The 25,540-nt window shown below is 70.8% G+C and carries 23 protein-coding genes and 2 tRNA genes; 7 read left to right on the forward strand and 18 right to left on the reverse strand.

The genetic code is table 11. From position 1 onward, the window contains the following. Positions 1-49: 49 nt before the first annotated feature. Genes AC3CBB_RS09640 through AC3CBB_RS09650 form a run of 3 tightly spaced genes read right to left on the reverse strand, consistent with a single transcriptional unit; the run spans position 50 to position 1,533 of the window. Complete coding sequence (locus AC3CBB_RS09640) at positions 50-496, reverse strand: META domain-containing protein (protein ID WP_488624410.1); 447 nt, start codon at positions 494-496, stop codon at positions 50-52. Next, on the reverse strand, positions 493-996 hold the full coding sequence (locus AC3CBB_RS09645; protein ID WP_488624411.1) for a hypothetical protein: 504 nt from the start codon (positions 994-996) through the stop codon (positions 493-495). Before AC3CBB_RS09645 ends, AC3CBB_RS09640 begins: the two co-directional genes overlap by 4 nt. Before the next feature lie 9 nt (positions 997-1,005). Next, entirely contained in the window at positions 1,006-1,533 is a 528-nt protein-coding gene (locus tag AC3CBB_RS09650; RefSeq protein WP_488624412.1) for an RNA polymerase sigma factor, read from the reverse strand. A 165-nt stretch (positions 1,534-1,698) separates the two neighbouring features. Here AC3CBB_RS09650 and AC3CBB_RS09655 point away from each other — a divergent pair, with 165 nt between their 5' ends. Next, positions 1,699-2,136, forward strand: a complete 438-nt coding sequence (locus tag AC3CBB_RS09655; protein ID WP_488624413.1) for a hypothetical protein — start codon at positions 1,699-1,701, stop codon at positions 2,134-2,136. 311 nt (positions 2,137-2,447) lie between these two features. Here AC3CBB_RS09655 and AC3CBB_RS09660 read toward each other — a convergent pair. From AC3CBB_RS09660 to AC3CBB_RS09700, 9 genes are all read right to left on the reverse strand, one after another. Then, a tRNA-Thr gene (locus AC3CBB_RS09660) sits at positions 2,448-2,520 on the reverse strand. Between the two features lie 39 nt (positions 2,521-2,559). Next, on the reverse strand, positions 2,560-3,228 hold the full coding sequence (locus tag AC3CBB_RS09665; protein ID WP_123507344.1) for a TetR/AcrR family transcriptional regulator: 669 nt from the start codon (positions 3,226-3,228) through the stop codon (positions 2,560-2,562). Between the two features lie 45 nt (positions 3,229-3,273). Continuing rightward, positions 3,274-4,422, reverse strand: coding sequence for a DNA polymerase III subunit delta' (locus tag AC3CBB_RS09670; RefSeq protein ID WP_123507346.1), 1,149 nt, complete (start codon positions 4,420-4,422; stop codon positions 3,274-3,276). A gap of 2 nt (positions 4,423-4,424) precedes the next feature. Further along, positions 4,425-5,045 (reverse strand): dTMP kinase, encoded by a 621-nt coding sequence (gene tmk, locus AC3CBB_RS09675; RefSeq protein ID WP_488624414.1) that lies wholly within the window; start codon positions 5,043-5,045, stop codon positions 4,425-4,427. Then, a complete protein-coding gene (topA, locus tag AC3CBB_RS09680; protein WP_488624415.1) occupies positions 5,045-7,933 on the reverse strand; it encodes a type I DNA topoisomerase in 2,889 nt (962 codons plus the stop codon). Before topA ends, tmk begins: the two co-directional genes overlap by 1 nt. Before the next feature lie 620 nt (positions 7,934-8,553). After that, complete coding sequence (locus AC3CBB_RS09685) at positions 8,554-8,892, reverse strand: TadE family protein (protein WP_488624416.1); 339 nt, start codon at positions 8,890-8,892, stop codon at positions 8,554-8,556. Continuing rightward, positions 8,873-9,076, reverse strand: a complete 204-nt coding sequence (locus AC3CBB_RS09690; RefSeq protein WP_488624417.1) for a DUF4244 domain-containing protein — start codon at positions 9,074-9,076, stop codon at positions 8,873-8,875. The genes AC3CBB_RS09685 and AC3CBB_RS09690 overlap by 20 nt, the downstream gene beginning before the upstream one ends. An 85-nt stretch (positions 9,077-9,161) precedes the next feature. After that, a complete protein-coding gene (locus AC3CBB_RS09695) occupies positions 9,162-10,127 on the reverse strand; it encodes a type II secretion system F family protein (RefSeq protein ID WP_488624418.1) in 966 nt (321 codons plus the stop codon). Further along, complete coding sequence (locus AC3CBB_RS09700; protein WP_488624419.1) at positions 10,124-11,023, reverse strand: TadA family conjugal transfer-associated ATPase; 900 nt, start codon at positions 11,021-11,023, stop codon at positions 10,124-10,126. Before AC3CBB_RS09700 ends, AC3CBB_RS09695 begins: the two co-directional genes overlap by 4 nt. 642 nt (positions 11,024-11,665) lie before the next feature. On the opposite strand from AC3CBB_RS09700, the gene acs reads away from it, so the two are divergent. Further along, complete coding sequence (acs, locus tag AC3CBB_RS09705; protein ID WP_488624420.1) at positions 11,666-13,627, forward strand: acetate--CoA ligase; 1,962 nt, start codon at positions 11,666-11,668, stop codon at positions 13,625-13,627. A gap of 32 nt (positions 13,628-13,659) precedes the next feature. Here acs and AC3CBB_RS09710 read toward each other — a convergent pair whose 3' ends face one another. Both AC3CBB_RS09710 and sp36 read right to left on the reverse strand, forming a co-directional pair. After that, entirely contained in the window at positions 13,660-14,121 is a 462-nt protein-coding gene (locus AC3CBB_RS09710) for a RidA family protein (protein ID WP_123507360.1), read from the reverse strand. Further along, the gene (gene sp36 / locus AC3CBB_RS09715; RefSeq protein ID WP_199738302.1) at positions 14,121-14,279 is read right to left on the reverse strand and encodes a Sp36 family protein; all 159 of its coding nucleotides are present in this window, start codon (positions 14,277-14,279) and stop codon (positions 14,121-14,123) included. Before sp36 ends, AC3CBB_RS09710 begins: the two co-directional genes overlap by 1 nt. A gap of 51 nt (positions 14,280-14,330) precedes the next feature. Between sp36 and AC3CBB_RS09720 the strand changes: the two genes are divergently transcribed. The 5 genes from AC3CBB_RS09720 (at position 14,331) to AC3CBB_RS09740 (ending at position 21,759) form a co-directional block, all read left to right on the forward strand. Continuing rightward, complete coding sequence (locus AC3CBB_RS09720; RefSeq protein WP_488624421.1) at positions 14,331-16,916, forward strand: transglycosylase domain-containing protein; 2,586 nt, start codon at positions 14,331-14,333, stop codon at positions 16,914-16,916. Beyond that, positions 16,913-17,872: a metallophosphoesterase gene (locus tag AC3CBB_RS09725; protein WP_123507364.1), complete on the forward strand. Its 960-nt coding sequence runs from the start codon at positions 16,913-16,915 to the stop codon at positions 17,870-17,872. Before AC3CBB_RS09720 ends, AC3CBB_RS09725 begins: the two co-directional genes overlap by 4 nt. A gap of 50 nt (positions 17,873-17,922) precedes the next feature. Continuing rightward, positions 17,923-17,996: transfer RNA gene (locus tag AC3CBB_RS09730), tRNA-Pro, on the forward strand. Between the two features lie 429 nt (positions 17,997-18,425). Next, entirely contained in the window at positions 18,426-20,456 is a 2,031-nt protein-coding gene (locus AC3CBB_RS09735) for a hypothetical protein (RefSeq protein WP_488624422.1), read from the forward strand. 85 nt (positions 20,457-20,541) lie between these two features. Continuing rightward, complete coding sequence (locus tag AC3CBB_RS09740; RefSeq protein WP_488624423.1) at positions 20,542-21,759, forward strand: DUF2510 domain-containing protein; 1,218 nt, start codon at positions 20,542-20,544, stop codon at positions 21,757-21,759. A gap of 10 nt (positions 21,760-21,769) precedes the next feature. Here AC3CBB_RS09740 and AC3CBB_RS09745 read toward each other — a convergent pair whose 3' ends face one another. The 4 genes from AC3CBB_RS09745 to AC3CBB_RS09760 are packed head-to-tail and all read right to left on the reverse strand — an operon-like array spanning position 21,770 to position 25,457. Then, the gene (locus AC3CBB_RS09745; protein ID WP_488624424.1) at positions 21,770-22,375 is read right to left on the reverse strand and encodes a thymidine kinase; all 606 of its coding nucleotides are present in this window, start codon (positions 22,373-22,375) and stop codon (positions 21,770-21,772) included. 34 nt (positions 22,376-22,409) lie between these two features. Then, positions 22,410-23,153: a response regulator transcription factor gene (locus tag AC3CBB_RS09750; RefSeq protein WP_123507372.1), complete on the reverse strand. Its 744-nt coding sequence runs from the start codon at positions 23,151-23,153 to the stop codon at positions 22,410-22,412. Beyond that, positions 23,140-24,285, reverse strand: a complete 1,146-nt coding sequence (locus AC3CBB_RS09755) for a hypothetical protein (protein ID WP_488624425.1) — start codon at positions 24,283-24,285, stop codon at positions 23,140-23,142. The genes AC3CBB_RS09750 and AC3CBB_RS09755 overlap by 14 nt, the downstream gene beginning before the upstream one ends. After that, positions 24,282-25,457 carry a sensor histidine kinase gene (locus tag AC3CBB_RS09760; RefSeq protein WP_488624426.1) on the reverse strand — a complete coding sequence of 392 codons (1,176 nt, stop codon included), beginning with the start codon at positions 25,455-25,457 and terminating at the stop codon, positions 24,282-24,284. The genes AC3CBB_RS09755 and AC3CBB_RS09760 overlap by 4 nt, the downstream gene beginning before the upstream one ends. Positions 25,458-25,540: the final 83 nt, after the last annotated feature.

Raw genomic sequence — 25,540 nt, forward strand, 5'->3', positions numbered from 1 at the left:
GACGAAGACTACAAAGGTTGCGGTTCGCTAACAAACCGCTCGGCCGAGGCTAGTCATCGACCGAGAAGCGGATCGTCTCGTCGCCGCTCGTGAGGGTGAGCGTCGAATCATCGCGGGTGTACTGCATGGTGTGGGCGGCGAATTCGGTGGCCCAGTGCTCCTGGCCGCTCTCACGGGCGCGGCACCCCATCGCCGTCGCAGTCACGTTGCCCGTGGGCACGAGATCCTCGCCGCGAGCTCGAACGTCGACGGACACCGCGTTGCACGGCGTGTTCATCATCATCGTCAGAGTCCCGTTCATCCGCGTGAAGCTCATGGTGAGCGGCGTCGTCCCGAGCCACTCCACCGCCTTGCCGCCGTCCGTCCCGGACATCGACGTGTACTGCGCGTCGCCGAACGGATTGGCGATCGTCGCCTCCTCGATCGCCGCGCATCCGCTCAGGCTGAGGGCCACCATGCTGGCCGCCGCGATCGCGGCCGTTCGGAGAGCGTTCATCTGGTCCACACCTTCTGATCGTGAGTTGCACAGGTCGCCGGGTCGTCGGCGTACACGGAGATCGCGCGGGAAGGCCCCTCGCAGACCACGGCGTCGTCGAGCGAGCCGGCCGGGAGGCGGAGCAGTCGCTCGCAGGCGGTCGTCGGATCGCCCGAGAACTCGGCGCGTCCGGCGACGGCGGCAGCGCCCTCGCACGACAGCGATCCGGCGGACGCGTTCTGCGGGACGCTTCCGTCCGCCGCCACGCCCCCGCTCGTCGGCGAGCTCTCGCCGGAGGTGCCGCCCGCCGACATGACGTCGCTCGACTGCGGCGCCAGGGCCGGAAGGGCGAAGCCGCCGACCACCAGCACAGCCGCGACGAGCGGCACCCCGACGAGCAGAGTCCGCCGTCGCCGACGTCGGGTGCGCTCGACGGCGTCGATGCGGCGGAGCACCTCGGGGAGGCGGGCCTGCGCCAGGCGGTCGGTCTCGTCGGCGGGGGGCAGGAGTTCCTGCGTCATCGGGGTCTCCTACTCGTGTCCGAGGGCGGCGCGGAGGCGCGCCCTGATCCGCTGGAGCCGCTTGCCGACAGCGGCCTCGGTCGTGCTGAGCGCCTGGGCCGCCTCGCGGTAGGACCGCCCCTCGACGAGGCAGAGGCGGCACAGCTCCTGGTCGGTCGGGCTCAGCTTGGCGAGCTCGGACCGGACCCATGCGGCGTCTTCGGCCGTGTCGCCGGCCGTGCCATCGCTGTCGCGAAGCTCGAGCGTCGCCCGGTTCGCATGCTTGCGGAGGTGGTTGCGGCAGTGGTTGCGGCTGATCGTCAGCAGCCACGGGAGCAGCGACTGATCGACGACCGTCGCCGACGATCGCTTCGTCCAGGCGACGACGAACGTCTCCTGCGCGAGGTCTTCGGCGGCGTGCTGCTGGCCGACCTTCGCCCAGCAGTACCGCAGGATCGCCCCGGCGTGCCTCTCGTACAGGCTCGCGAACGATCCGACGTCACCCTGCTTCGACGCGTCGAGCAGGGCCACGTCGGATCGCTCCGCTTGCTCCCCCATGTGGTCCTCCACCCAGGCAATGTCGTCAGGAGCCACATCCTGACATCCCGCCCCGAATATTCTCGGGCGCAGGAACTGCCCTCCGGCTCCGACCCCGCCCGGCCTTCGGCGATCTCGTCCTCCAGGCCGATGGCGGGGCCCGCCCGCGACCGCGAAGCTGGGCGGATGAGAGCGAGATGGATGATCGTCGCGGCGGTGGTCGCGGTCGGGGCGGGCGTCGGGGGGCACGCCGTGGCGACGAGGGCCACGGAGGCGCGGGGGCCCGTTCCTGCGCCGTCGGCCCCTGTGCGAGACGTCGCGCTGGCGTACCTGCGCGCCGCGACGACGGAGGACTGCGGGCTGACGGACGCGCTGACCGTGCACGCGCCCGATGGTCCGGGCACGGGGACGTTCGCCTGGTGCCGCGACCCGCGCATGCTGGCGTTCTCAGGCGTCGGCAAGCCGGACCCGACGGGCGAGCCGGCGGGCGACTACTGCGTGCCGTTCACGATGCGGACGACGGCCAGCAGCGACGAGACGATCCAGGCGGGGACGCAGGACTGGATGCTGTGCTTCACGCGAACGTCAGCCGGCTGGCGGGTCCTCGACCAGGGCGACAGCTGACCCCCCGGCCCGTCGCGCACCCGCCGTCGCCCGTCCCCCCACCCCTCGTCGGAAGGTTCCCGCCAGGGGCCGAGGCCGCCCCGCGGCCAATGGCCCCACCCCCGTCGGAAGGTTCCCGCTAGGCGCCGTCGCCCGTCGCACCACCCTCGTCGGAAGGTTCCGCCAGGGCCAAGGCCGCCCCGCGGCCAAAGGCCACAGCGTCAAGGCCGCTTGCGGCCTCTGACGCGCGCGCCGAAGGCGCCAGACAAACACCACGACCGCGGCATGCGAGCGGCGAGCGAAGCGAGACGCGAACAGCAAATGCCCAAGGGAGCCGCCTGTCAGAATCGAACTGACGACCTTCTCATTACGAGTGAGACGCTCTACCGACTGAGCTAAGGCGGCGTGATTTCGAGTGGTTGCTCGAACGCACAGTCAGATACATTACCCGATCGCGGAGCCTTGTCGTGACCACAGTGTTCCGAGCGTCGTGAAGCTGTGCTCGAGGTGTTGCCGGAGGGTGTGCTCGATCTCGGCGGCGCCGAGCTCGACCGGCTTCTGCTCGATCCACTCGGCCCAGGCGTGGCGGAGGGTCGCCATCACGACGAGGCCCGCGAGGTGCGATTCGCTGGCGAGGCGGTCGGCGTCGGCGGCCAGGCCGGGGTCGTCGGCGGCGAGCCGCCGGCCGACGAGGTCTTGGATCTGGGCTTCGAACTCGTGCATGGAGGCGTTGCGGCGGGCGAACAGCTCGGGGTGGTCGCGCAGGACCGCGCGGCGGGCTACGACGAGCTCGCGGTCGGTGAGGAACTCCTCGGTCGCGGCCTCGAGGATGCCGACGACGTCCGAGAGCACGAGGTCGCGGCCGCGGGCGCTGACGAACCGGTCGAGAGCCTCGCCGTCGGGCACGAGAGGCGGGTCGCCGACGACGGCCTCCTCTTTCGACGAGAAGTAGTTGAAGAACGTGCGGGGCGACACGTCGGCGTCGTTCGCGATCATGTCGACGGTGACGGCGTCGTATCCCCTGTCGCGGACGAGGCGCAGCACTGCCACCTGGATGGCTCGCCGCGTTGCGAGTCGTTTGCGTTCGCGAAGGCCGGGTTGCGGGTCGGTCATGCGACCATCTTGGCCTACGCGCTGGCGAAACTGCTGACCGTGCACCTATCGGGTGGAGTGACGGCTCACCGCGATGAGCATCGCCTCGAGGGCCAGCAGGGCGGCGACGTTCCGGTCGACCCGCTCGCGAGCCGTCTGCACGGCGTCGAGCACCCGCAGCGTCGAGGCCGCGGTCGACGACTGCGCAGCCTGATCGAGCCGGGGCCGGATGCTGTCGTTGATGGGCTCGTCGACGCCGCCCAGCTGAAGCAGCAGGATGTCGCGGTAGAGCGAGAGCAGGTCGACGAGGATGCGGTCGATCCCGTCGCGCAGCGACCTCGTGGCGCGGCGCTTCTGGTCTTCCTCGAGGGTCCGCATCTGCGAGCGCAGGGCCGGCGGGATCGTGCCGCCCGGTGCTACTCCGAGCGATCGGAGGGCGCTCTCCCGCTCCTGCTCGTCCCGCTCGGCGGTGAAGGCCTTGGCGTCGTCGCCGGCGACCGCGAGCAGCACGCCGGCGGCCACGACGGCGTCCGACACGGACCGGATCGACAGCACCGTGTCGAGGGTCTGGCGGCGTCTCGCGCGGGCCTCGGGGTCGGTCGCCAGGCGTCTCGCCATCCCGATGTGGCTCTGCGCTTCGCGCGCGGCCAGCAGCGCCGTCCCGGCGTCGATGCCGTCTCTCTCGCGGAGGAGCGTGGCCACGTCAGCGGGCGCAGGAACTCGCAGCCGCACTGATCGCACCCTCGACCGGATCGTCGGGATGAGGTCCGCCTCGCTCGGCGCGCAGAGGATCCAGACCGTGCTCGACGGGGGCTCCTCGAGTGCCTTGAGGAGCACGTTCGAGGTCTGCTCGGTCATGCGGTCGGCATCCTCGACGACGACCACGCGGTAGCGGCCGACCGACGGCGAGTACTGCGAGTTCCTGACCAGTTCGCGGACTTCGTCGATCTTGATGATGACGCGGTCGGTGCTCAGAACGGCGAGGTCGGGGTGCGACCGGGCGTGCACCTGGGCGAGAGTGGCGTCTTCGTCGGCCGGTCCGCGCGACAGCAGCGCCGCGGCGAACGCGTAGGCGAGGTTGGAGCGGCCAGAGCCGGGCGGGCCGGTGATCAGCCAGGAGTGCGACATGGCGCGGTTGCCGGGCGCCGTCGACGCGGCCGCGCGGAGGGAGCGGATGGCGTCGTCCTGGCCGGTGAGGTGATCCCAGAAGCCCACGGTCAGCCCACCAGCTCTCGGACGCGCGCCTGGATGACCGCGGCGATGTCGTCGCGGCTGCGGGTGGCGTCGATCACGAGGAAGCGCTCGGGCTCGGCATCGGCCAGGGCCAGGAAGGCGCGTCGGACCCGCGCGTGGAAGTCGGCGGCCTCGGCCTCGAGCCGGTCGTACTCCTTCGCGTCGGAGTCGAGACGGGCGCGGCTCGCGGTCTCGTCGAGGTCGAGCAGCACGGTCAGATCGGGCAGGAGGCCCTCGGCCGCCCAGAGAGATAGGTCCCGGACCTCGTCGCCGCCGAGCACCCGGCCGGCGCCCTGGTAGGCGACGGACGAGTCGAGGTAGCGGTCCTGGAGCACGACCTCGCCGCGCTCGAGCGCGGGGCGAACGAGCGTCGACACGTGCTGGGCGCGGTCGGCCGCGTAGAGGAGGGCCTCGGCGCGCGGGGCGATGTGGCCGCGCCGGTGCAGCACCATCATGCGGATCTCGGCGCCGAGGTCGGTGCCGCCGGGCTCGCGCGTGCGCACGACCGTCTGCCCCTGCTCGGTGAGCCAGGTCTCGAGCAGGGCGGCCTGCGTCGACTTGCCGACGCCGTCTCCCCCCTCGAGCGTGATGAAGAGGCCGGACACTACTCGGACTCGGTCGCCGCAGGCTTCGTGGCGGCGGTGGTCTTGGCGGCGGCGGGCTTCTTCGCGGCGGGCTTCTTGGCGGCCGGCTTCTTGGCGGCCGGCTTCTTGGCCGGAGCCTTCTTCGCCGCGGGCTTCTTCGCAGGGCCCTTGGCGCGCTTGTCGGCGATCAGCTGCACGGCGCGGTCGAAGTCGACCTCTTCGACGGTCTCGCCGCGCGGGATCGTCGCGTTCGTCTCGCCGTCGGTGACGTAGGCGCCGAAACGGCCGTCCTTGATCTTGATCGCCTTGCCGCTGACCGGGTCGGGTGCCTCGAACTCCTTGAGGGCGCTCGACGCGCGCCGGGCGCCGTACTTGGGCTGCGCGTAGAGCTCGAGAGCTCCCGCCAGGTCGACCTCGAAGATCTGATCCTCGCTGGTGAGCGACCGGGTGTCGGCGCCCTTCTTGAGGTAAGGCCCGTATCGGCCGTTCTGCGCCTGGATCTCGTCGCCCGACTCGGGGTCGACGCCGACGATGCGCGGCAGATCGAGCAGCTTGAGAGCGGTCGTGAGGTCGATCGAGTCGACGTCCATCGACTTGAAGAGCGACGCGGTGCGCTCCTTGGGAGCAGCCGCCTTCTTGGCGGGGGCCTTCTTCGCAGGAGCCTTCTTCGCGGGCGCCTTGGTCAGCGTCGTGCCCGATGCGGAAGTGGCCGCCGGCTCGAGGATCTCGCCGGTCTCGGAGTCGGCCGCGATGTCGTCCTCGGGCACCTCGACGGGGCGCTCGGTGACGTAGGGTCCGAAGCGGCCGTCCTTCGCGACGACCTCCTTGCCCGAGTCGGGGTTGAGGCCGAGCACGCGGTCGCCGATCACCGGGGCGTCGATGAGCTCGCGCGCTTTGGCGGGGGTGAGCTCGTCGGGCGCCAGGTCTTCGGGCACGTTGACGCGGCGAGGCGTCTCGGGGTCGTCGCCCGGCGTCTCGAGGTACGGCCCGTAGCGGCCGATGCGAAGGGTCATGCCCTCGCCGAGGTCGATCGAGTTGATGTCGCGCGCGTCGATCTCGCCGAGGTTGTCGACGACCTTGCGGAGGCCGCGGTGCGACTCGTTGCCGAAGTAGAAGCCGTTCAGCCATTCGACCCGATCGGCCTCGCCGCCGGCGATGAGGTCGAGGTCGTCTTCCATCGACGCGGTGAAGTCGTACTCGACGAGATCGCCGAAGTAGTCCTCGAGCAGGCGTACCACCGAGAAGGCGATCCAGTTCGGCACGAGGGCCGTGCCGCGCGGCGTGACGTAGCCGCGGTCGACGATGGTCGACATGATCGCAGCGTAGGTCGAGGGGCGCCCGATCCCGAGCTCTTCGAGCGTCTTGACGAGGCTCGCCTCGGTGTAGCGCGGCGGAGCGGAGGTGTCGTGCCCCTTGGCCTCGACGTCGTCGATGACGAGCGCCTGGCCCTCCTTGAGCACGGGGAGCTTGGCATCGTCGGCCGGAGCGGCGTCGGACGAGTGGCGCTCTTCGTCCTGGCCCTCCTCGTAGGCGGCGAGGAATCCGCGGAAGGTGATGACGGTACCGGTCGCGACGAACTCGGCGACGGTGCTCGAGGCACCGTCCTTCGCGATCCCGGTGACGGGCGACGCCGTGGTGGCCGCGACGACGACGGACGCCGTGGAGCCCTTGGCGTCGGCCATCTGCGAGGCGACGGTGCGCTTCCAGATCAGGTCGTAGAGCTTCCAGTCGTTGCCGCGGAGCGTGCTCTGCAGCTCGGTCGGCGTCTTGAAGGTGTCGCCCGACGGACGGATCGCCTCGTGCGCCTCCTGGGCGTTCTTGCTCTTGCCCGTGTAGACGCGGACCTTCTCGGGCACGGTGTCGGAGCCGTAGAGCTTCGCGGCCTGGGTGCGGGCCGCGGTGATCGCCTGCTGCGACAGCGACGGCGAGTCGGTTCGCATGTAGGTGATGTGGCCGTTCTCGTAGAGCGACTGCGCCACGCTCATCGTCTGGCGGGCCGAGAAGCGGAGCTTGCGCGCCGCCTCCTGCTGAAGCGTCGAGGTCGTGAACGGGGCGGCGGGCCGGCGCGTGTAGGGCTTGGACTCCACCGACTGCACGACCACGCCGACACCGGGCGCGTAGAGCGCTGCGGCGAGCGCCTGCGCCGACTCGGCGTCCAGCGCGGTGACGTCGCCTTTGATCTGGCCGCGGTCGTCGTAGTCGCGACCGGAGGCGACGCGGCTGCCGTCGACGCGGACGAGGCGCGCCGCGAAGGGCGAGCGCTCCGGCGTGGGCGAGAAGATGCCCGAGAGGTCCCAGTAGTTGGCGGAGACGAACGCGAGGCGCTCGCGCTCCCGGTCGACGACGAGACGGGTCGCGGCCGACTGCACGCGGCCGGCGGACAGGCCGGGGCCGACCTTGCGCCAGAGCACGGGCGAGACCTCGTAGCCGTAGAGGCGGTCGAGGATGCGGCGGGTCTCCTGGGCGTCGACGAGAGCTGTGTCGAGCTCGCGGGTGTTCTCCTGGGCCTTCTGGATGGCGTCTTTGGTGATCTCGTGGAAGACCATGCGCTTGACGGGCACCTTGGGCTTGAGCTCCTGCAGGAGGTGCCACGCGATGGCCTCGCCCTCGCGGTCCTCATCAGTGGCGAGGTAGAGCTCGTCGGCGTTCTTCAGCGCGCGCTTCAGATCGGCGACCGTCTTCTTCTTCGCGTCCGACACGACGTAGTAGGGCTCGAAGCCGTTCTCGACGTCGACCGAGAACTTGCCGAGCGAGCCCGTCTTCTTGTCGGCCGGGAGGTTCTTGGGCTCGACGAGGTCGCGGATGTGCCCGACCGAGGCGAGCACCTCGTATCCGCTGCCCAGATACTGGCCGATCGTCTTCGCCTTCGCGGGCGACTCGACGATGACCAGCTTCTTCGTGTCTGCCACGGGACTCCTTGGATGGTGGAAAAGACTGTCTGCGAATCGCGCAGACGACTTGGTTGCGACGAGCTCGTGTCTCTGTCTTATAGAGGAGAGCGTGCGCCGGCCCGGATGCGCGACGGCATCATCGCCAGGCGATCGGTGCGTCGCCGTGTCGGTGCATCCGACAGGCACACCATACACACACAGCGCCCGGGTCTCGCCGTTCATTCCTCTGCGCCGACAGAGAGCGGGCCGTGGACCGGTGCCGAGCCGGCCGACCGTTCGGCCTGGCGGGGAACCCGGAGGCCCCGCAGTCGCCGTAGCCGACAGATCGCCGAGTGCCCCCGCCCGGACGAGGCGGACGGTCGCCACGAGCCCTTCTATTGCGCAGGCATCGACGCGAGCCCGGTTGGCCCTCGCCAGGCGCTCGGCCGCCGCGCAGGGAACACCCGGCGAACGTCCGGATGCCACATCAGCCGCGACCAGGGCGGAGGCATCCGCCGCGGCGGCGAGGGCGTGACCGTCGATGAGGCGAGCGGCCACCGACACCCCCGCGGCGGTCAGAACGGCCACGGAGGCGACGACGGCGACCAACGCGATCGACGCCGACCCGGTGTCCCCGACCACCGCCGAGACGCCCCGGGTCACTCGCCTCCGCCCGCCGCGCAGCTGTGGGCCTCCAACGGGACGAGCGCGCCGAGCAGCGGCAGCGGCGCCGTTCGCGACAGCCGGACGCACACCGGGTCGTCGCCGCTCACCTCCACCCGGGCGTCGGGCACGAGTCGCGCAACGGCGGACGCCGCGGCGGCCTCGTCTCCTCTGCCCTCGGCCCGCGCGACCACGCCGGCCGCATCGGCGAGCGCGACGGCCCCGGCCAGCACGCCGAGCACGCTCGCCGCCCCGCCCAGCAGGAGCACGACAGCGGGTGCCACGAGAGCGAACTCGACGGTGACCGACCCGTCGTCACGCCACGGTGAGAGCACGCTGCACCAGATCGAGGAGAACCTGCTTCACCTGGCCCGAACGCAGGATCGTGACGAGCGTGCCGGCGAGCGCCACGGCGGCCATGATGACGATCGCGTACTCGGCGGTCACCGCGCCGGTGTCGTCGCGGACGAACAGGCGAAGGCGGGTGCGGAGGCGAGAACGAGAACGGGAGAGAGTCATGCGATTCCTTTCACTGGGGAGATCCCAGCCTCGCCACCCGAGCGATGCCGCAGGTCTCGGGCGCCGCATCTGTGGACAACCCGCCTCACGCCCCGCCCCTGAGGAGAGCGATCCCCAGGGGGACCACCCCGACCAGCACGAACGCCGGCAGCACGCAGATGCCGAGCGGCAGCATCAGCCGCACGCCAAGCCGCTCGACGTCCGCGGCTGCCCGAGCGCGAGCCTCGCGCCGCAGCTCGTCGGCGGCACCCCGCAGCAGCGCCGCCCCCGGCACGCCGGCCCCGACCGACAGCGCCTCGATGTCGTCCAGCGCGGAGGCGGCCGACAGCACCGAGGCAGCAGAGGCAGCCGACGCAGGCCCCGGACAGAAGGCCTCCAGCGCCGACGCGGCGCAGGCCCGCGCCCTCCCCCACCCGCCGCCGCCCGACAGGCCGATCGCGACGAGCTCGAGCTCGAGCCCCGGGATGCCGTCGGGCGGGGCCGCGGCCCGGAAGAGCCTGGCGTTCCAGGCCCGGGCGGCGCCGACGAGCAGGCCCGCGCCGACGAGGCAGATCCATCCGGCCGGCGTGGCGAACAGCACCCGCGGCGCGTCGACGCCCATGAGCACGGCGAGCAGCACTCCCACGGCCGGCAGTGCGAGCACGATTCGCGCCGTGGCGCGAGGGCCGGCCGCCGCGACCGACGCCTCCCGCCGCGCCTGGGCGAGGTCGCGGGCGGCTTCGGCGCCGGCGCGGAGCGTGGCCGCCAGGGGTGCTCCGGTGGCCTCGGCGACGTGCCACGCCGCCGCGACCTGAAGCCACTCGGCGCGGGCGACCGCCTCGGGAGGCGCGCTCGCGACCGCCCGGGCGAGAGCCGACGCCCCGGAGCCTCCCGCGGCGGTCGCCTCGGCGGTGGCGGCCAGGACGCGGAGTTCCTGCGCCCCTCTCGCCCTGTCGGCCAGATGGCGCCACGCGACCGCGGGAGCCACGCCCGCCTCGAGCAGAGCGGCCAGCCGAGACATCGCCGGGCCGGCCGACAGGGCCTCGGGCGCAGGAACTCGGCGCCACCTCACCGATCCCTCCTCTCGCGCCGCGCCACCAGCCGTCCGCGCCCGTCGAGCTCGAGCGTCGCCGTGGCCTCGACCCGCCGCCCCTCGGCCGTCGCGGCGACGTGCACGACGACGTCGAAGGCCTCGACCGCCTGCCGTGCCAGGGCCTCCGGGTCGAGGCCCGCGAGCGCCCCGAGCGACTCGAGTCGGGCGGCGACCGCCTCCACCCCGCTGGCGTGGAGGGTTCCGGAGCCGCCGTCGTGCCCGGTCGTGAGGGCCGACAGCATCTCGCGCAGCTCGGCTCCGCGGCACTCCCCCACGATCAGGCGGTCGGGCCGCATGCGCAGGGCCTCGCGGACGAGCTGAGCGAGGTCGATGCGCCCGGCCCCCTCGACGTTCGCCTGGCGGGCCTCCAGCGAGACGACGTGCGGGTGCGCGATCCGGAGCTCCGCCACATCTTCGATCGTGACCAGCCGGTCGGTCGGCGGCGCCTGGGCGAGCAGCGCGCCGAGCAGGGTCGTCTTGCCGCTGCCGGTGGCCCCGGTGATCAGCAGATTCGACCGCCTCCGCACATGGTCGGCCAGCTCGGCGCGCGGCACGATGTCGAAGAAGCCGCCGCGCTCGAGGTCGTCGAGGCCGAGCCGCGCCGTCGCCGGGACGCGGATCGAGAGCAGGGCGCCGCCGGGCGACACGGGCGGCAGGACGGCGTGGACCCGGATACCGTCGGCGAGTCGGACGTCGGCGAAGGGCGAGCTGTCGTCGACATGGCGCCCGCCGAGCCCGATCAGCGTGGTGGCGAGGCGCCTCACCTCGGCCGGGTCGAGGTCGGCCGCGCGAACCCGCGCGGCCCCGGAGTCGCCCGTCGTCCAGACCTCGCCGCCGGCATTCACGAAGACGTCGGTGACACCCTCGGCAGCCACCAGCGGGGTCAGCGCACCGAACTGACGGGGTACAGCACGACGTACCCCGAATCGTACCCCGATCTGATCGGTCGTCCCCCGAAGCACGGAGGCCGCATCGGCGGGTGAGGGCACGAATCGAACGGGTGACCCGTCACTCGTCGAGGGTGCGGGATCGTCAGGGGATCGGGGCTGTGCGCTGGCCATAGCCGACCGTAGGTCGGCGGAGCGGCCACGGAGGCGTCATCCCCAGGCGCCGCCGCGATTCCGCGGGGATCTGGGGCCTGTGGAGAGGAAGACGGCTGAGTGGTCGTCCAGCCAATTCGCCGACACCCGGAGACGACCGAGCAGGACGCCGAACGGGTGAGGGACGAAACCCGTCGGGTTAAAAGAGAGGGGCGGCACCAGTTGGGGGGAACGGGTGCCGCCACGGCAGCGCGCGATTGGGGGGAATCGGTAGCGCCGCCAGCCGGAACGAATCCGACTGCATTGAGTGTACCCCAAACCGTCCTGCACGCAAGCGACATTCTCGACCGCCTTCCGCCCGGCACGGCGACCGCTTTCCGCGCGCCCCGGCGAGGTCGCAACTGAACGCATCCGGAGCCGGAGTAGCGTCATCCGGAGCACGCCGATCAGACCTCGCAATGATGCGAAAGGACGCCCATGCCCGACAACATCGACAACCTCCTCGTGGAGACCCGCCGATTCGCCCCCGACGAGGCCTTCACCGGGCAGGCCGTCGCGACTCCGGCGCTGGCCGAGCGAGCCGCAGCCGACCGTCTGGGGTTCTGGGCAGACCAGGCGCGCGAGCTCGTCACCTGGTCGAAGCCGTTCACTCGCGTGCTCGACTGGTCGAACCCGCCGTTCGCGAAGTGGTTCGACGACGGCGCTCTCAACGTCGCCTACAACTGCCTCGACCGTCACGTCGAGGCAGGTCTGGGCGACCGCGTCGCCATCCACTGGGAGGGCGAGCCGGGCGACACCCGCACCCTGACGTACGCGGAGCTCACTCGCGAGGTCAAGCGCGCAGCGAACATGCTGCTCGACCTGGGGGTCACGGAGGGCGACCGCGTCGTCATCTACCTCCCGCTCATCCCCGAGGCCGTCATCTCGATGCTGGCCGTGGCGCGTATCGGCGCGATCCACTCCGTCGTCTTCGGCGGATTCAGTGCCGAGAGCATCCGGGCCCGCGTCGACGATGCGGGAGCCAAGGTGGTCATCACGGCCGACGGCGGGTGGCGCAAGGGCGCGGTGTCGCCGCTCAAGCCCGCGGTCGACGAGGCCCTCGACGAGGCGCTGCACGGCGCGAGCACCGTCGACACGGTGATCGTCGTCAAGCGCGGCGAGAACCCCGTCGACTGGCACGACGGTCGCGACCTCTGGTGGCACGATGCGATCGCACGAAGCGGCGACGACCACGTCGCACAGGCCTTCCCGGCGGAGCACCCCCTCTTCATCCTGTACACCTCCGGCACGACCGGGAAGCCGAAGGGGATCCTGCACACTTCCGGCGGGTACCTGACGGGCGCCGCATACTCGCACCGCAACGTCTTCGACCTCCACGCCGACACCGACGTGTACTGGTCGACGGCCGACATCGGCTGGATCACCGGCCACACCTACGTCGTCTACGGCCCGCTGGCCAACGGCGCGACCCAGGTCATCTACGAGGGCACCCCCGACAGCCCTGAGCCGGGCCGCTGGTGGGACATCATCGAGAAGTACGGGGTCACGCTCTTCTACGCGGCCCCGACGGCGATCCGCGGCTTCATGAAGGCCGGCCGGCAGATCCCCGCGTCGCGCGACCTGTCGTCGCTCCGGCTGCTGGGCAGCGTGGGCGAGCCGATCAACCCCGAGGCGTGGGTCTGGTACCGCGACGTCATCGGCGGCGGCATCACGCCGATCGTCGACACCTGGTGGCAGACCGAGACCGGGTCGATCATGATCTCCGCGCTCCCCGGCATCACGACGCTGAAGCCGGGCGCGGCGCAGGTGCCGCTCCCGGGGGTCGCGATCGACGTCGTCGACGACCACGGCGAGCCGGTCGGCCGCGGCGAGGGCGGGCTGCTCGTCATCACCGAGCCCTGGCCGTCGATGCTCCGCGGCATCTGGGGCGACCCCGACCGCTACAGGGAGACCTACTGGGAGAAGTTCGCCGACAAGGGCTACTACTTCGCCGGCGACGGCGCCCGCAAGGACGACGACGGAGACATCTGGCTGCTCGGGCGCGTCGACGACGTCATGAACGTGTCGGGCCACCGCCTCTCGACCGCCGAGATCGAGTCGGCGCTCGTGTCGCACCCGCTCGTCGCCGAGGCCGCGGTGGTCGGCGCTGCCGACGAGACGACCGGCCAGGCCGTCGTGGCGTTCGTGATCCTGCGCACCTCGCAGGTCGACTCGATGAGCCCCGAAGACGCGGTCGCCGCCCTCCGCGCCCACGTCGGCCACGAGATCGGGGCGATCGCGAAGCCCAAGACCGTCATGATCGTGCAGGAACTGCCCAAGACGAGATCGGGCAAGATCATGCGGCGGCTGCTCCGCGACGTCGCCGAGGGGCGCGAGGTCGGCGATACGACCACCCTCGCCGACACCAGCGTGATGACGGTCATCTCCGCTGCCTTGTAGCGTCGTCCGGCGTCGTCCCGAGCCGCCACCGATCACTCGATCTCGAGGATGATCTCCACTTCGACGGGAGAGTCCAGGGGCAGCACCGCGACGCCGACCGCGCTGCGCGCGTGCCTGCCCGCATCGCCGAAGATCTCGCCGAGCACGTTCGAGGCGCCGTTGATGACGCCGGGCTGGCCCGTAAAAGCGGGGTCGGAGGCGACGAACCCGGTCACCTTGACGATCTGCGTGACGCGGTCGAGGTCGCCGATCACGCTCCTGGCCGCGGCGAGCGCGTTCAGGACGGCCTGGCGCGCGTAGCCGTGTGCGTCCTCCGCGTCGACCTCGGCCCCGACCTTGCCGGTGGCAGGCAGGGCCCCGTCGACGAAGGGCAGCTGGCCCGCCGTGTAGACGGTCGTGCCCACCAGGATCGCCGGAACGTAGGCGCCCGCCGGGGCGGCGACGTCGGGGATGGTGATGCCGAGCTCGGCCAGGCGATCGTCGATCGCGCCCATCAGGCGGCCTGCACGGGGCGCTTAAGATAGGCGACGAGGCCACCCTCGGGCGTCTGGAGAACCTGGACGAGCTCCCATCCCTCCGACCCGAAGTTGTTCAGGATGGCTGTCGTGTTGTGCACGATGAGGGGGGCTGTGAAGTACTCCCAGAGGACCATATTGGGTGTCCGTTCAGTCAGTTGTGTCGGTCGATCACTTACCCTGATCCTATGTCTGCCCAAAAAAAGAGGCCCACGTCTGTCGTCGGAGCCGTGTTCGGCTTCGTCGGTTTCAGCGCCCTCGCCGGCCTCCTCGTCACCATCGGAGTGACGCCGGCCCTCGCGGTCTCGAGCGTGACGGCGTCGTCGTCGATCGGGATCTTCGAAAGCCTCCCCGAGTACATCTCCATCGGCCAGCTGCAGCAGCGCAACACGCTGTACGGCGAATCCGGCGGCAAGCAGGTGCCGTTCGCGACCATCTACTCGCAGAACCGCGTCAACCTCAAGTGGGATGAAGTGTCGCCGAACCTGAAGCACGCGGTCGTCGCCGGCGAGGACAAGCGCTTCTACCAGCACGGCGGCGTCGACCTCACCAGCATCGTGCGCGCGGGCGTCGGCTCGCTCAGCGGCGGACTCGGCGAGTCGGGCGGTGGCTCGACCCTGACGATGCAGCTCGTCCGCAACATCCGTCTCGCCCAGGCGCAGGACATCAAGGACCCCAAGAAGCAGGCCGCCGCCATCAAGGACGCCAAAGAGGTCACCGTCTCGCGCAAGCTCCAGGAGATGAAGTACGCGATCGGGCTCGAGAAGAAGTACTCCAAAGACGAGATCCTCCTCGCCTACCTGAACATCGCCTACTTCGGCGATCAGACGTACGGCGTTCAGGCCGCGGCTCAGCACTACTACAACAAGAGCGCCAAGAGCCTGACGCCGACGCAGGCGGCCAGCCTGATCGCGATCGTGCAGTACCCCGAGAGCCGCGATCTGTCGACGCCGAAGAACTACAAGAACAACGTCGCGCGCCGCAACGTGATCCTGAAGGCCATGGAGGCCCAGGGCTACATCACGGCCGACACGCTCAAGCGCGGCCTCGAGACCAAGGTCGGCGACTCGGTCAAGCTGACGCCGGCCGTCCAGGGGTGCGCCGCGGTCACCGCCGGCGGCGCCCAGCAGTTCTGCGACTACGTCACCTCCCCCGAGATGATCAAGTCGTACGCGTTCCTCGGCGGCTCGGACGCCGCCCGCACCAAGAACTGGAACACCGGCGGCTACAAGGTCCACACGACGATCAACCTCGATCTGACGGCGAACGCCAAGGGTCAGATCGACCAGTGGGCCCCCGCCACGTTCTCGCAGTTCCCGCTCGGCGGCGTCGTCGACTCGGTCGAGCCGGGCACCGGCCGCGTGGTCGTCATGACCCAGAACAAGAACCTCACGACCGACGCCAGCGCCTCGCTGACGGGCCCCAACACCTACCTGAACTACTCGGTCGACACGAAGTACGGGTCGTCGCAGGGCTTCCAGGTCGGATCCACGTACAAGATGTTCACGCTGCTCGACTGGCTCGAGAAGGGGCACGGCATCAACGAGCTGGTCGACGCCACGCCGCGCACGTTCCCGACGATGACCGTCGACGGCGGAACCTACTCGACCGTCGACGGCGAGTTCCCGCAGGGCTACAAGCCGAAGAACGACGAGGGCTACATCTCCGGCTACATGACGGTCAAGACCGCCACGGCCGCCTCGGTCAACGTCGCGTACGCCAGCATGGCGCAGCAGCTCGACCTCGCCGACATCCGCGACGTCGCCCAGAAGCTCGGCGTGCACACGGCCACCGGCGCCGAGCTGAAAGACAACACGTCGTCGTTCCTCGGCACGAACAACATCGCACCGCTCACGATGGCCACCGCGTACGCGGCCATCGCCAACAAGGGCGTCTACTGCCCGTCGATCGTCGTCGACAAGGTGACGACGCCCGACGGCAAGTCGGTCTCCGGCCAGAAGAGCGACTGCCAGCAGGTCGTCGACCCCGACGTCGCAGCCACCGCCATCTCGGCGATGCAGGGCGTCTTCCAGGGCGGCGGCACGGCCTCGGGTGCACTCCCCGACGCCACCCCCGAGTTCGGCAAGACGGGCACCACCGACGACGCCGACCAGATCTGGCTGAACGGCTCGACCACGGCTCTGACCACGGTCACCTGGATGGGCGACACGTCCGGCCAGCGCCACAGCCTGCGCCAGTACTCCAGCCCGGTCTACGGCCAGGGCACGCTGGCGACGAGCCGAAGCGGCCTCTTCAAGGCCGTCCAGGGTCTCAACAACACCGTCTACCCGGGCACGGCCTTCCCGATTCCGTCGGGCAACCTCGCGACCGGCAACGGCGTCAAGGTGCCTGCTCTGACGGGAAACAGCGTCGACGCGGCGAAGAACCTCCTGAGCGGCGTCGGCCTGAACTACGTCGACGGCGGCACCCAGGCGTCGAGCCAGCCCGAGGGCCAGGTCGCAGGAACGAGCCCGGGCGAAGGCAGCCTCGTGCCGAACGGCGGCAACGTCACCGTCTACACCAGCGACGGATCGCAGGCGGCCACCGTGCCCGAGCTCAGCGGCAAGAGCCTGAAGGACGCCCTCGGCGACCTCGAGGACGCCGGGTTCGACACCTCCAAGGTGACCACCGGGTTCGCCAAGAGCGACGACGACCAGAAGTGCGACGTCGTGTCGTCGAACCCCGGCGACGGCGCCTCAGCCGCGAAGGACTCCGCGATCGCACTGACCGTGGGCGGCGGCAAGAGCGGCAGAGACCCCGGGAACTGCTCGTGAGCCGCGCCCGCACGGCCGACCTCTCGCTGTCGGCGGCGACCCTCGCCGCCGTCGGGGCGGCCGGCGCCTTCGCCTACGGGGCCCTCGTGGAGCGCAACCGCTACGCCGTGCGTCGCGAGGTGCTGCCGATCCTGCCCGCAGGATCACGGCCCCTCGCCGTCCTGCACCTCTCCGACATCCACATGGCGCCGTGGCAGACCGACAAGCAGGAGTGGATTCGAGGCCTCGCGGGCCTCGAGCCCGACCTGATCGTCAACACCGGCGACAACCTCGGCCACGTCGACGCGTACGACGCCGTCGAGTACGCGCTCGAGCCGTTCCGTGACGTGCCCGGCGTGTTCGTGCACGGCTCGAACGACTACATCGCACCGAAGTTCAAGAGCCCGCTGACCTACTTCGGCGGGCCCAGCCGCGCCGGCGCCAAGCCGGTCGCCCTCGACAACGAGCGCCTCACCGGCTTCTTCGAATCGCTCGGCTGGCTCGACCTCGACAACACCGCGCGCGCCCTCGAGGTGAAGGGCAACCGCCTCGAGCTGTTCGGCGTGAACGACGCCCACCGCGACTGGGACCACCTCGAGCGCATCCCCGGAGCCCTCGACGACCTCCGCGAGAACGTCGGCTGGCAGGATGAAGACGGCCCGGCGCCGTTCACCATCGGCCTCACCCACGCCCCCTACCAGCGCGTGCTCAACTCGTTCGTCACCAACGGCGCCGAGCTGATCTTCGCCGGGCACACCCACGGCGGCCAGGTCTGCGTGCCCGGCTACGGCGCGCTCGTCACCAACTGCGACATCCCGCGCAAGCAGGTCGCCGGCCTCAGCACGTGGACGCACGCGTTCAAGACCGCCCAGCTGGAGGTCTCGGCCGGCATCGGGACCTCGATCTACGCGCCGTTCCGCTTCGCCTGCGCCCCCGAGGCGGTCCTCGTGACATTGACGCCTCCGAACATGGGCTAATGTAGTGGAGTCCCTCGGGCCCCCGGGTTCTGAAGGGCGACACACACCATCGGGGTGTGGCGCAGCTTGGTAGCGCGCCTCGTTCGGGACGAGGAGGTCGTGGGTTCGAATCCCGCTACCCCGACGAACAAATTGGCTCCACCCTTGGGTGGGGCCAATTTTTCGTTCCCCTTCTGGCCCGCCCTTCGGGCGGCGCGCCCGGGGTTTCGCGTGGTGCTTGTCTGGCGCCTCTCGGCGCATGCCGTTGCTCGCTGGCGCTCGCTCCGGCCCATGGCGGTCATCCTCGGTGGCCTTCGGGCGGCGCGCCCGGGATTTCGCGCGGTGCTTGTCTGGCGCCTCTCGGCGCATGCCGTTGCTCGCTGGCGCTCGCTCCGGCCCATGGCGGTCATCACCGTCGCACGCGTGCTTTGCCCGCCGGCGCATGGCGGTCGTGCCCGCGGAGCAGGTGGCCCCCGGACGCGGGCGACCCGGAGTGGGTCTGGGGCCGACGGCTGCCAGATGGTGGAGTAGGCGGGTTGCCCTGAGACGCGGGGCCGATCCGAAAGAGCCCGCCTTGCCTGCACGCCGCCGCCCCGCCACTCTGCTCGCCGTCCTCTGCGCGGGGGCCGTGGCGCTGGGCGCGATCGGCGCGGGGACGCCGGGCCCGGCGGCGTACGCCGCGACGACGGCGGCCCCGACGCACACGGTCGACCTGTCGAACGACGAAGTGACCGTTCCGGCAGTTCCTGCGTCCCGTCTGAGGACGCCCAGGTCGACGACGCACAGCACCGCGGACAGCACCAGCACCGGTGTCACCGTCGAGACCGTCTACGTCAGCCGAGTCGCGGTGACCACCTCGACCAAGGACGACACGAACGGCGACGACGAGGTCGACGACGCCACCATCAAGGCGGCCGTGGCGTCGATGCACGACTACTGGTGGGAGCAGTCGTCGCACACCGTCGACATCCAGCTCGGCGGCATCGAGGACGACTCGCTCGGCCTCTCGACGTGCTCCGACCCGGGCGCCGCCCTCGACGGCGTCGCGAAGACCGCGTTCAAGGGCGCCTTCGCGAACTACAGCTGGCAGGGCACGCACAAGCACCTGATCGCCCTCAGCAAGGAGGCGTGCGGAACGCAGGCATTCGGCACGGTCGGCGGCCTCGGCGGCGAGATCTTCAGCGGCAACGGCGGCGATCAGACGTACGGGGTTCCTGTGCTGCTGCACGAGTTCGGCCACAACCTCGGCTTCAAGCACTCGGGTTCGGCGATCTGCCGCTCCTCGACGGAGTTCGACGGCCTCGGCAGCGACTTCGCCTACGCCGACGAGAAGAACGACTCGGTGCTCTGCCCGGTGCTCGAGTACGGCGACTACTCCGACATCATGGGCTACTCGCTCAAGGGCGCCCGGCCCGGACTCTCGAGCGTCCAGCGCTCGCTCGCGGGCTATCTCTCCGGCGTGGAGGCCGACGACACCGCGGGCAGCACGCAGACCTTCACGGTGGCTCCGCTCAGCGGCTCGTCCGGCAGCCGGTCGCTGCAGGTCACCGACCCCGTGACCGGCGCCGTCTACTACGTCGAGTACCGCACGAAGGCGGGCGGCGACTCGACCGACGCCGAGTTCGGCGGCTACCTGCAGAACTGCGACAAGGCCTACGGCGGATACACGAAGTGCTCGCTCGGCAGCAGCGCGTCGACCGGCATCGTGCGGATCATGCGGACCCTCGACGGGTCGGCCCAGTCGGGCACGTACCCGGCGACGTTCGTCCTCGCCACCTCGCCCGACACCGCGAGCGACCCGGCCAGGCGCGACACGCGCCTCTACGCCGGCCAGAGCTTCACCGACTACGGCTCCGGCGTCACCATCGCCGTGAAGTCGCTGACGCCCGCGTCGGGTGCTGTCGTGACCGTCAGCATCGCGGCGCCGGAGATGCCGGGCGACGAGCCGGCTCCGGCAGACAAGACCTCCGCCCCCTCGGGCAGGCCGGGAGTCGCCGGCGTCGCGACCGCGACGACGCTGGCAGTGAACCGCGCCTCGCAGACGTACGGGTCGACCACGACGGTGACGGCCACCGCGGCCGTGACGCTCGCAGACGGCAGCGGTGACGCCGCCGACGGCGCGGTGACCTTCTCCCGCAACGGCAGGACCGTGTCGACCGTGGCCCTCGACGCCTACGGACGCGCCTCGTACCGCCTCCCCTCGACCACTTCCGCCGGCATCCAGAAGGTGACCGCCTCGTTCACGCCTGCCGACGCCAGTGCGGAGACGTCGTCGAGTTCGGGATCGACGACCGTCACGGTGAGGAAGGCCGCGCCCAGCGTGCGATCGAGCCTGGCCGCGACGAAGGTCAGCCGCTCGACGACGCCGAAGCTGACGGTCGCCGTCTCCGCGACCGGTGTCTCCGCGCCGACCGGCACGCTCACCGTGAAGGCAGGCGGCAAGACGATCAAGACCTACACGCTGCCGTCGTCGAAGAAGGGGCGGGTGATCCTGACCCTGCCGAAGTTCGCGAAAGCCGGCCGCTACTCGCTCAAGGCGTCGTACGCGGGCACGTCGAACATCTCGTCCGGGACGGCGAAAACCCTGGTCCTGAGCGTGAAGTGACCGCCGTCACGACACCAGGACTGGGGATGCCCGAGGCTCCCTCCCGCTCCCTACTCTGGTCAGACACACATCTCTGGGGGATCACGTGACCGACACGACGACGACCGCTCCGCGGGCGGGCTGGTACGCCGATCCGAGCGCCGCCGCGGCCTACCGCTGGTGGGACGGCGCGCAGTGGACCGCCCAGACCCTGGACGCCGTACCGACCGCCTCGGCCCCGACCCCCGCATCGACCCCGGCGTCGGCCGAGGTCGAGGAGCACGCGGCCGCCGAACGGGAAGCGGCAGAGCGCGCCGCCGCCCAGCGTGCCGCCACGCAGCGCGCCACCACCCAGCCGCGCCCGCAGTCGCCCGCGCTCCCCAGCCGTCGCAGCCTCCGCAACCTCCCCTCGGTCGCCGTGGGCACTCCCCCGGCCGGGTCCGTCGAGCCGACGGTCGCCGCACCGGCCGCAGCCGCCTCATCGCCCTACGTGCCGCTGAACCCGCTGGCCACCACCGCCACACCTCCCGCGTCGCCGAGCGACGGCTGGCACACGCCGGCCGCGTGGATCGCCAACGCGCCGGCCTCGCCGGAGCACGCCGTGTACGGCACGGGATCCCCTTTCGGAGCCTCCCGTCCCGGCGCCTTCACCCTCCAGCCCCGCAACAAGCCCGCGCGCCTCGCGCTGACGTTCATGCTGATCACGCTGATCACCGACGGCGTGTCGATAGCACTCACGACTCAGCGACTGCTCACCTCCCCCATCGCAGTCCTGGCGCAGCTGGGAGTCGGCGTCGTGGTGATCGGCCTCGTCATCGCAGCCGTCCCGCTGTCGATCGTGGGTCTCATCCGTGCTTCGCAGATGAAGTCCTCCGGGCTCACCCCGGTCGGTCGGCCCCACGCGGTAGCGGCCCTCATCCTCGCGGTGCTCTTCCTGGCGCTGTTCGGCCTGGCCCTCTCGGTGGGCGTCCTCGCCGGTCTGGAGCGCGCCGGGTCGCACACCACGACCTCGAGCTCGACGGGCGCAGGAGCGGGCACCTCCGCCATCGCCCACAGCGCCGCCGGGGCCCCCACCCCGGTCATCGGCACGCCCCAGGCCGACGGAACCCTCCTCTACTCGCAGGCCCAGGCTCAGGCGGCGCTCACGGCCGCAATCAAGGGCGACACGAGCATCGCCGCCACGGTCGGATGCCCGGCCACCGTCGCCCTCTCGGTGGGCGCGTCGTTCGAGTGCCGTGTCACGCTGCCGGGCGGCACCGCCACGGCGCACGTGAGCGTGCTCGACTCCACGGGACGCTCCGAGATCCAGATCAGCACCCCGTAGCGGACGCGACTCAGGCCAGGCGCCCGCCGGACTCCTCGAGGTAGCACGAGCCGCACAGCGGCTCGTACGTGACCGTCGCACCGTCGATGGCGACCTGGTCGCCGTCGAAGACGTACGCGCCGTCGATCAGCCGAGCGTTGAACATGGCCTTGCGCCCGCAGCGGCAGATCGTCTTGAGCTCTTCGAGCGAGTGCGACACCTCGAAGAGCCGCGCGGCGCCGTCGAAGGCCCGCGTCTGGAAGTCGGTGCGTATGCCGTACGCCAGCACGGGGATGTCGTCGAGCACGGCGATGCGCAGCAGGTCGTCGACCTGGGCGGCGGAGAGGAACTGCGCCTCGTCGACCAGGAGGCAGGCGAGTTCCTGCCCCGTCTGATCGCGGACGCTCTGCCTCGCGGCGCTGAACACGGCCGCCAGGTCGTCGCCGGCCCCGACCAGGAAGTCGGTGCGCCGGGTCACGCCGAGACGCGAGACGATCTGATCATCGCCGCGCGTGTCGGTGTCGGGCTTGGCGAGGAGCACGCGCTGACCGCGCTCCTCGTAGTTGTAGGCCGCCTGCAGGAGCGCGGTGCTCTTGCCGGAGTTCATGGCTCCGTAGCGGAAGTAGAGTTTTGCCACTCCGAAAGCGTAGCCGGGCCGACGCGGTCGGCTGCTACTGGAGGTAGCCGTCTTCGGCCGCTCGCCTGATGAGCTCGGCCTTCTTCGACGCGGGGCGGTTCGCCTTCGCGTACTTCTCGCGGACGCGGCGCAGGTAGGTCTTGGCGGTCTCGTACTGCACGTTCATCTGCTGGGCGACCTCGTTGGTCGAGAAGCCCGATACGTACAGGCGGAAGGCCTCTGCCTCGCCGGCGCTGAGCTTGGGGCGGCTCTGGTTGGCCGCGCCCACCGGGAGCGGGCGCCAGTCGCGCTGCGGGGCGTTGTCGCGGGCGACGCCCATGACCTGGCGGGCGGCGTCCATGACCTCGCGCATCGGCAGCGCCTTGCTGAGGAAGGCCGAGGCCCCGGCGTCGAGGGCGCGCTCGCGCGACTCGCGGGTGTCGAGGCTGGACAGCACGACGACCTTGGCTCCGGCGGCACGGCAGGTGCGCACTCGGGCCTCGATCGACACCGGCTCCTTGAGCTGGAAGTCGAGGAAGACCAGGTCGGTCGGGAAGTTGTCGCTGTGCACCAGCTGGAGCCAGGTGTGAGCCGTCAGCACGAGGTCGAAGTCGTACGCGTTGACGTTGATCCAGCTCGACAGGCTGTCGAGGAGCACCTCGTGGTCGTCGAGGATGGCCAGTCGCACTCGACGCTGCGAGGGCGCTTCGGGGGCGAGCGAGTTCCAGGAGGCGACGGGGAGGGGCCGCGACGAACTCGACCGGAGAGTGTTGCTGCCCGTCGGGTCAGTGCTGGTCATAGGAGAACCTTAATGTGAGGAAGGAGCCGTTCACATCGACCTGGAGGTCGCGGAACAGGATGCGGAGGACGGCGAAGTAGGGGGCGAAGTGCTGCCTGGCGGCAGCGTCCGTCGAGGTGCTCTCCACGCGGAGGAGCGCCCGGACGAGAGGGGCGTCGTCGTGGAGGACGATCCCCAGGCTGGAGGTGCGAGTGGCGTCGTCGACGGACATCGCGTTCACGATCGCGCGGACGGCTGTCCGCTGGTCGGTGGTCATGTGGTCGGCGAGCCGGGAGCGGTCGACGACAGTGCCCGCCTCGCCGTTGGGGCAGACGTCGAGCAGGGCCTGCTCGAGCCAGCTGCGGTCGGCGTCGGCCACGATCCGCTCTCGGATCAGCGTGGCCACCTCGCCGGCGCGGCGGGTGTCGGCGTCGGTGACCTCGCCGCGCTCCACCAGAGACGTGAAGAACGGGACGACGTCGCGGTTGAGACCGGTGACGCGATCCTGCTGGACAGAACGGGCGATGCCCGAGCGCACCTCGGAGGCGCGCTCGGCGGTCAGGGACTCGGCGCGGTCGGTCCACTGGCTGACCTGCCGCACGAAGTTGGCCGAGTAGACGGCGCTGCCGACGCCGAGCGCGACGACCGGCGTGACGCCGACGGCGACGAAGACGAGGGCGGGCGCCTGCGTGGCGAAGGTCGGCGCCTCGAGGAGCACGACGATGCCGACGGCGACGGCCGAGACGACCGTGGCGACGAGCAGATCGCGGCCGGGGCGGTACGGGGCGCACGCCAGGATGAGGAGGCCGATGACGGTGCTCCCCCAGTCGTCGCGCACCATGACGTCGTGGCCCGCCGTGGCCACCGCGGCGAGCAGCATGCCGAGCACGCCGCAGGCGACGACGGCCACGAAGCGCGTGCGGCGGAGCGGGGCTCGGAGGGGGCTCGACGCGACGACGAGGGTCGCGGCTGCGATGACGACGAAGACGATCGACATGATCGAGAAGCCGTCGCGCATGACCTCGTCGACCTGAGCCAGAGTGCGGCCTATCGCGAGGGCGACGGCGAACAGGGCGATGACGACCGTCACCGGACGCATGTTCAGGGCGCCCAGCGGATCGACCTGCTGGGCGGTGGCCTCGCGATCGCTCATGCGGCGTCCTCCGCCGAGCGGGCGATGATCGGGACGTCGCCGCTCGGCGCGGTGTCGGATGCCGCGGCGGGCTCGGCCGGAAGGTCGATCATGACCGAGGTGCCGCTGCCGGGAGACGACCAGATCTGGACGACCCCGCCGACGCGCTCGATGCGCGCGCGGATGGAGTTCTTGACGCCGAGGCGGTCGCGGGGCGTCTCGCTCTCGGTGAAGCCCACGCCGTTGTCGATGACCATGACCGAGACGTCGTAGCCCGAGCCGAAGACGACGACCTCGGCCCTGTCGGTGCCGGAGTGCTTCTGCACGTTGGCCAGGCACTGCGCGACTGCCAGCGCGAGGGCACGGCCCCGGACCGAGTTCAGGCGGACCACGGCCAGCACGTCGCCGGTGACGGCGACGTCGAGACCGGCGTCGATCGACTTGCCGATCGCCGAGTAGAGCTCTGTCGCCTCCCAGTCCACCTGGGAGGAGGTGAGGCCGGCAGCGGCCTCGTTGAGCCACTCCTGGCCGATGAGGACCTCGAGGTCGTGCTCCATCGCGGAGACGAGCTCGGGGTCGAGCCGGCCGGGCTTCGCCAGCGAGAGCGCGGCCAGGTGGCTCAGGACCGTGTCATGCACGAGAGCCGACGCCTGCTGCTCGATCTCGAAGCGGACCCCCGACATCTGCACGTCGCGGGCCGCGCGGTGGAGGTTCGGCTGCACCCGCTTTGCGCGTTCTCGGGCGACGAGGCTTCCGCCCATCGTCGCGACGATGAGGATGTAGCCGAGCAGGGTCGTGACGTCGACCTTCGGCTGGGCGTGCGTCTGCATCGTCGCGATCTGCGTGGCGATCTCGCCGGCGACCAGGCCGAACGTCGCCCAGAGCGGGCCGCGGCTGGCATAGAGGCCGCTGCCGCCGACCATGACGAGGGCGAGCTTGGGCAGCGAGAGGCTGAATGCGTCAGACGATTGGACGCTCGCGATCTGCGAGAGCACCGCGACCGCGTAGACGTAGACCGAGGCGCCGCCGATCACGAGGTACGCGACGGTCGACGCCGTCGACCGGACCTTCTCGATGAGCAGGATCAACGCGAACATCGGCACGAGCGCCAGGAGCGCCGGCCACAGGATCAAGGCGGGCCGGGACAGCTGCACGGCGCTCAGGACGACCGCCGCCGCGATGAGCAGCATCATGGCGATGGCGTGACAGGAGCGTGCGATCGCGCGACCCGAACTCTGAGGAGCGAGATGACTGGGTAGCCCGAGCAGCACGCGTC

This window comes from Frondihabitans sp. OV104 (genome assembly GCF_057787745.1).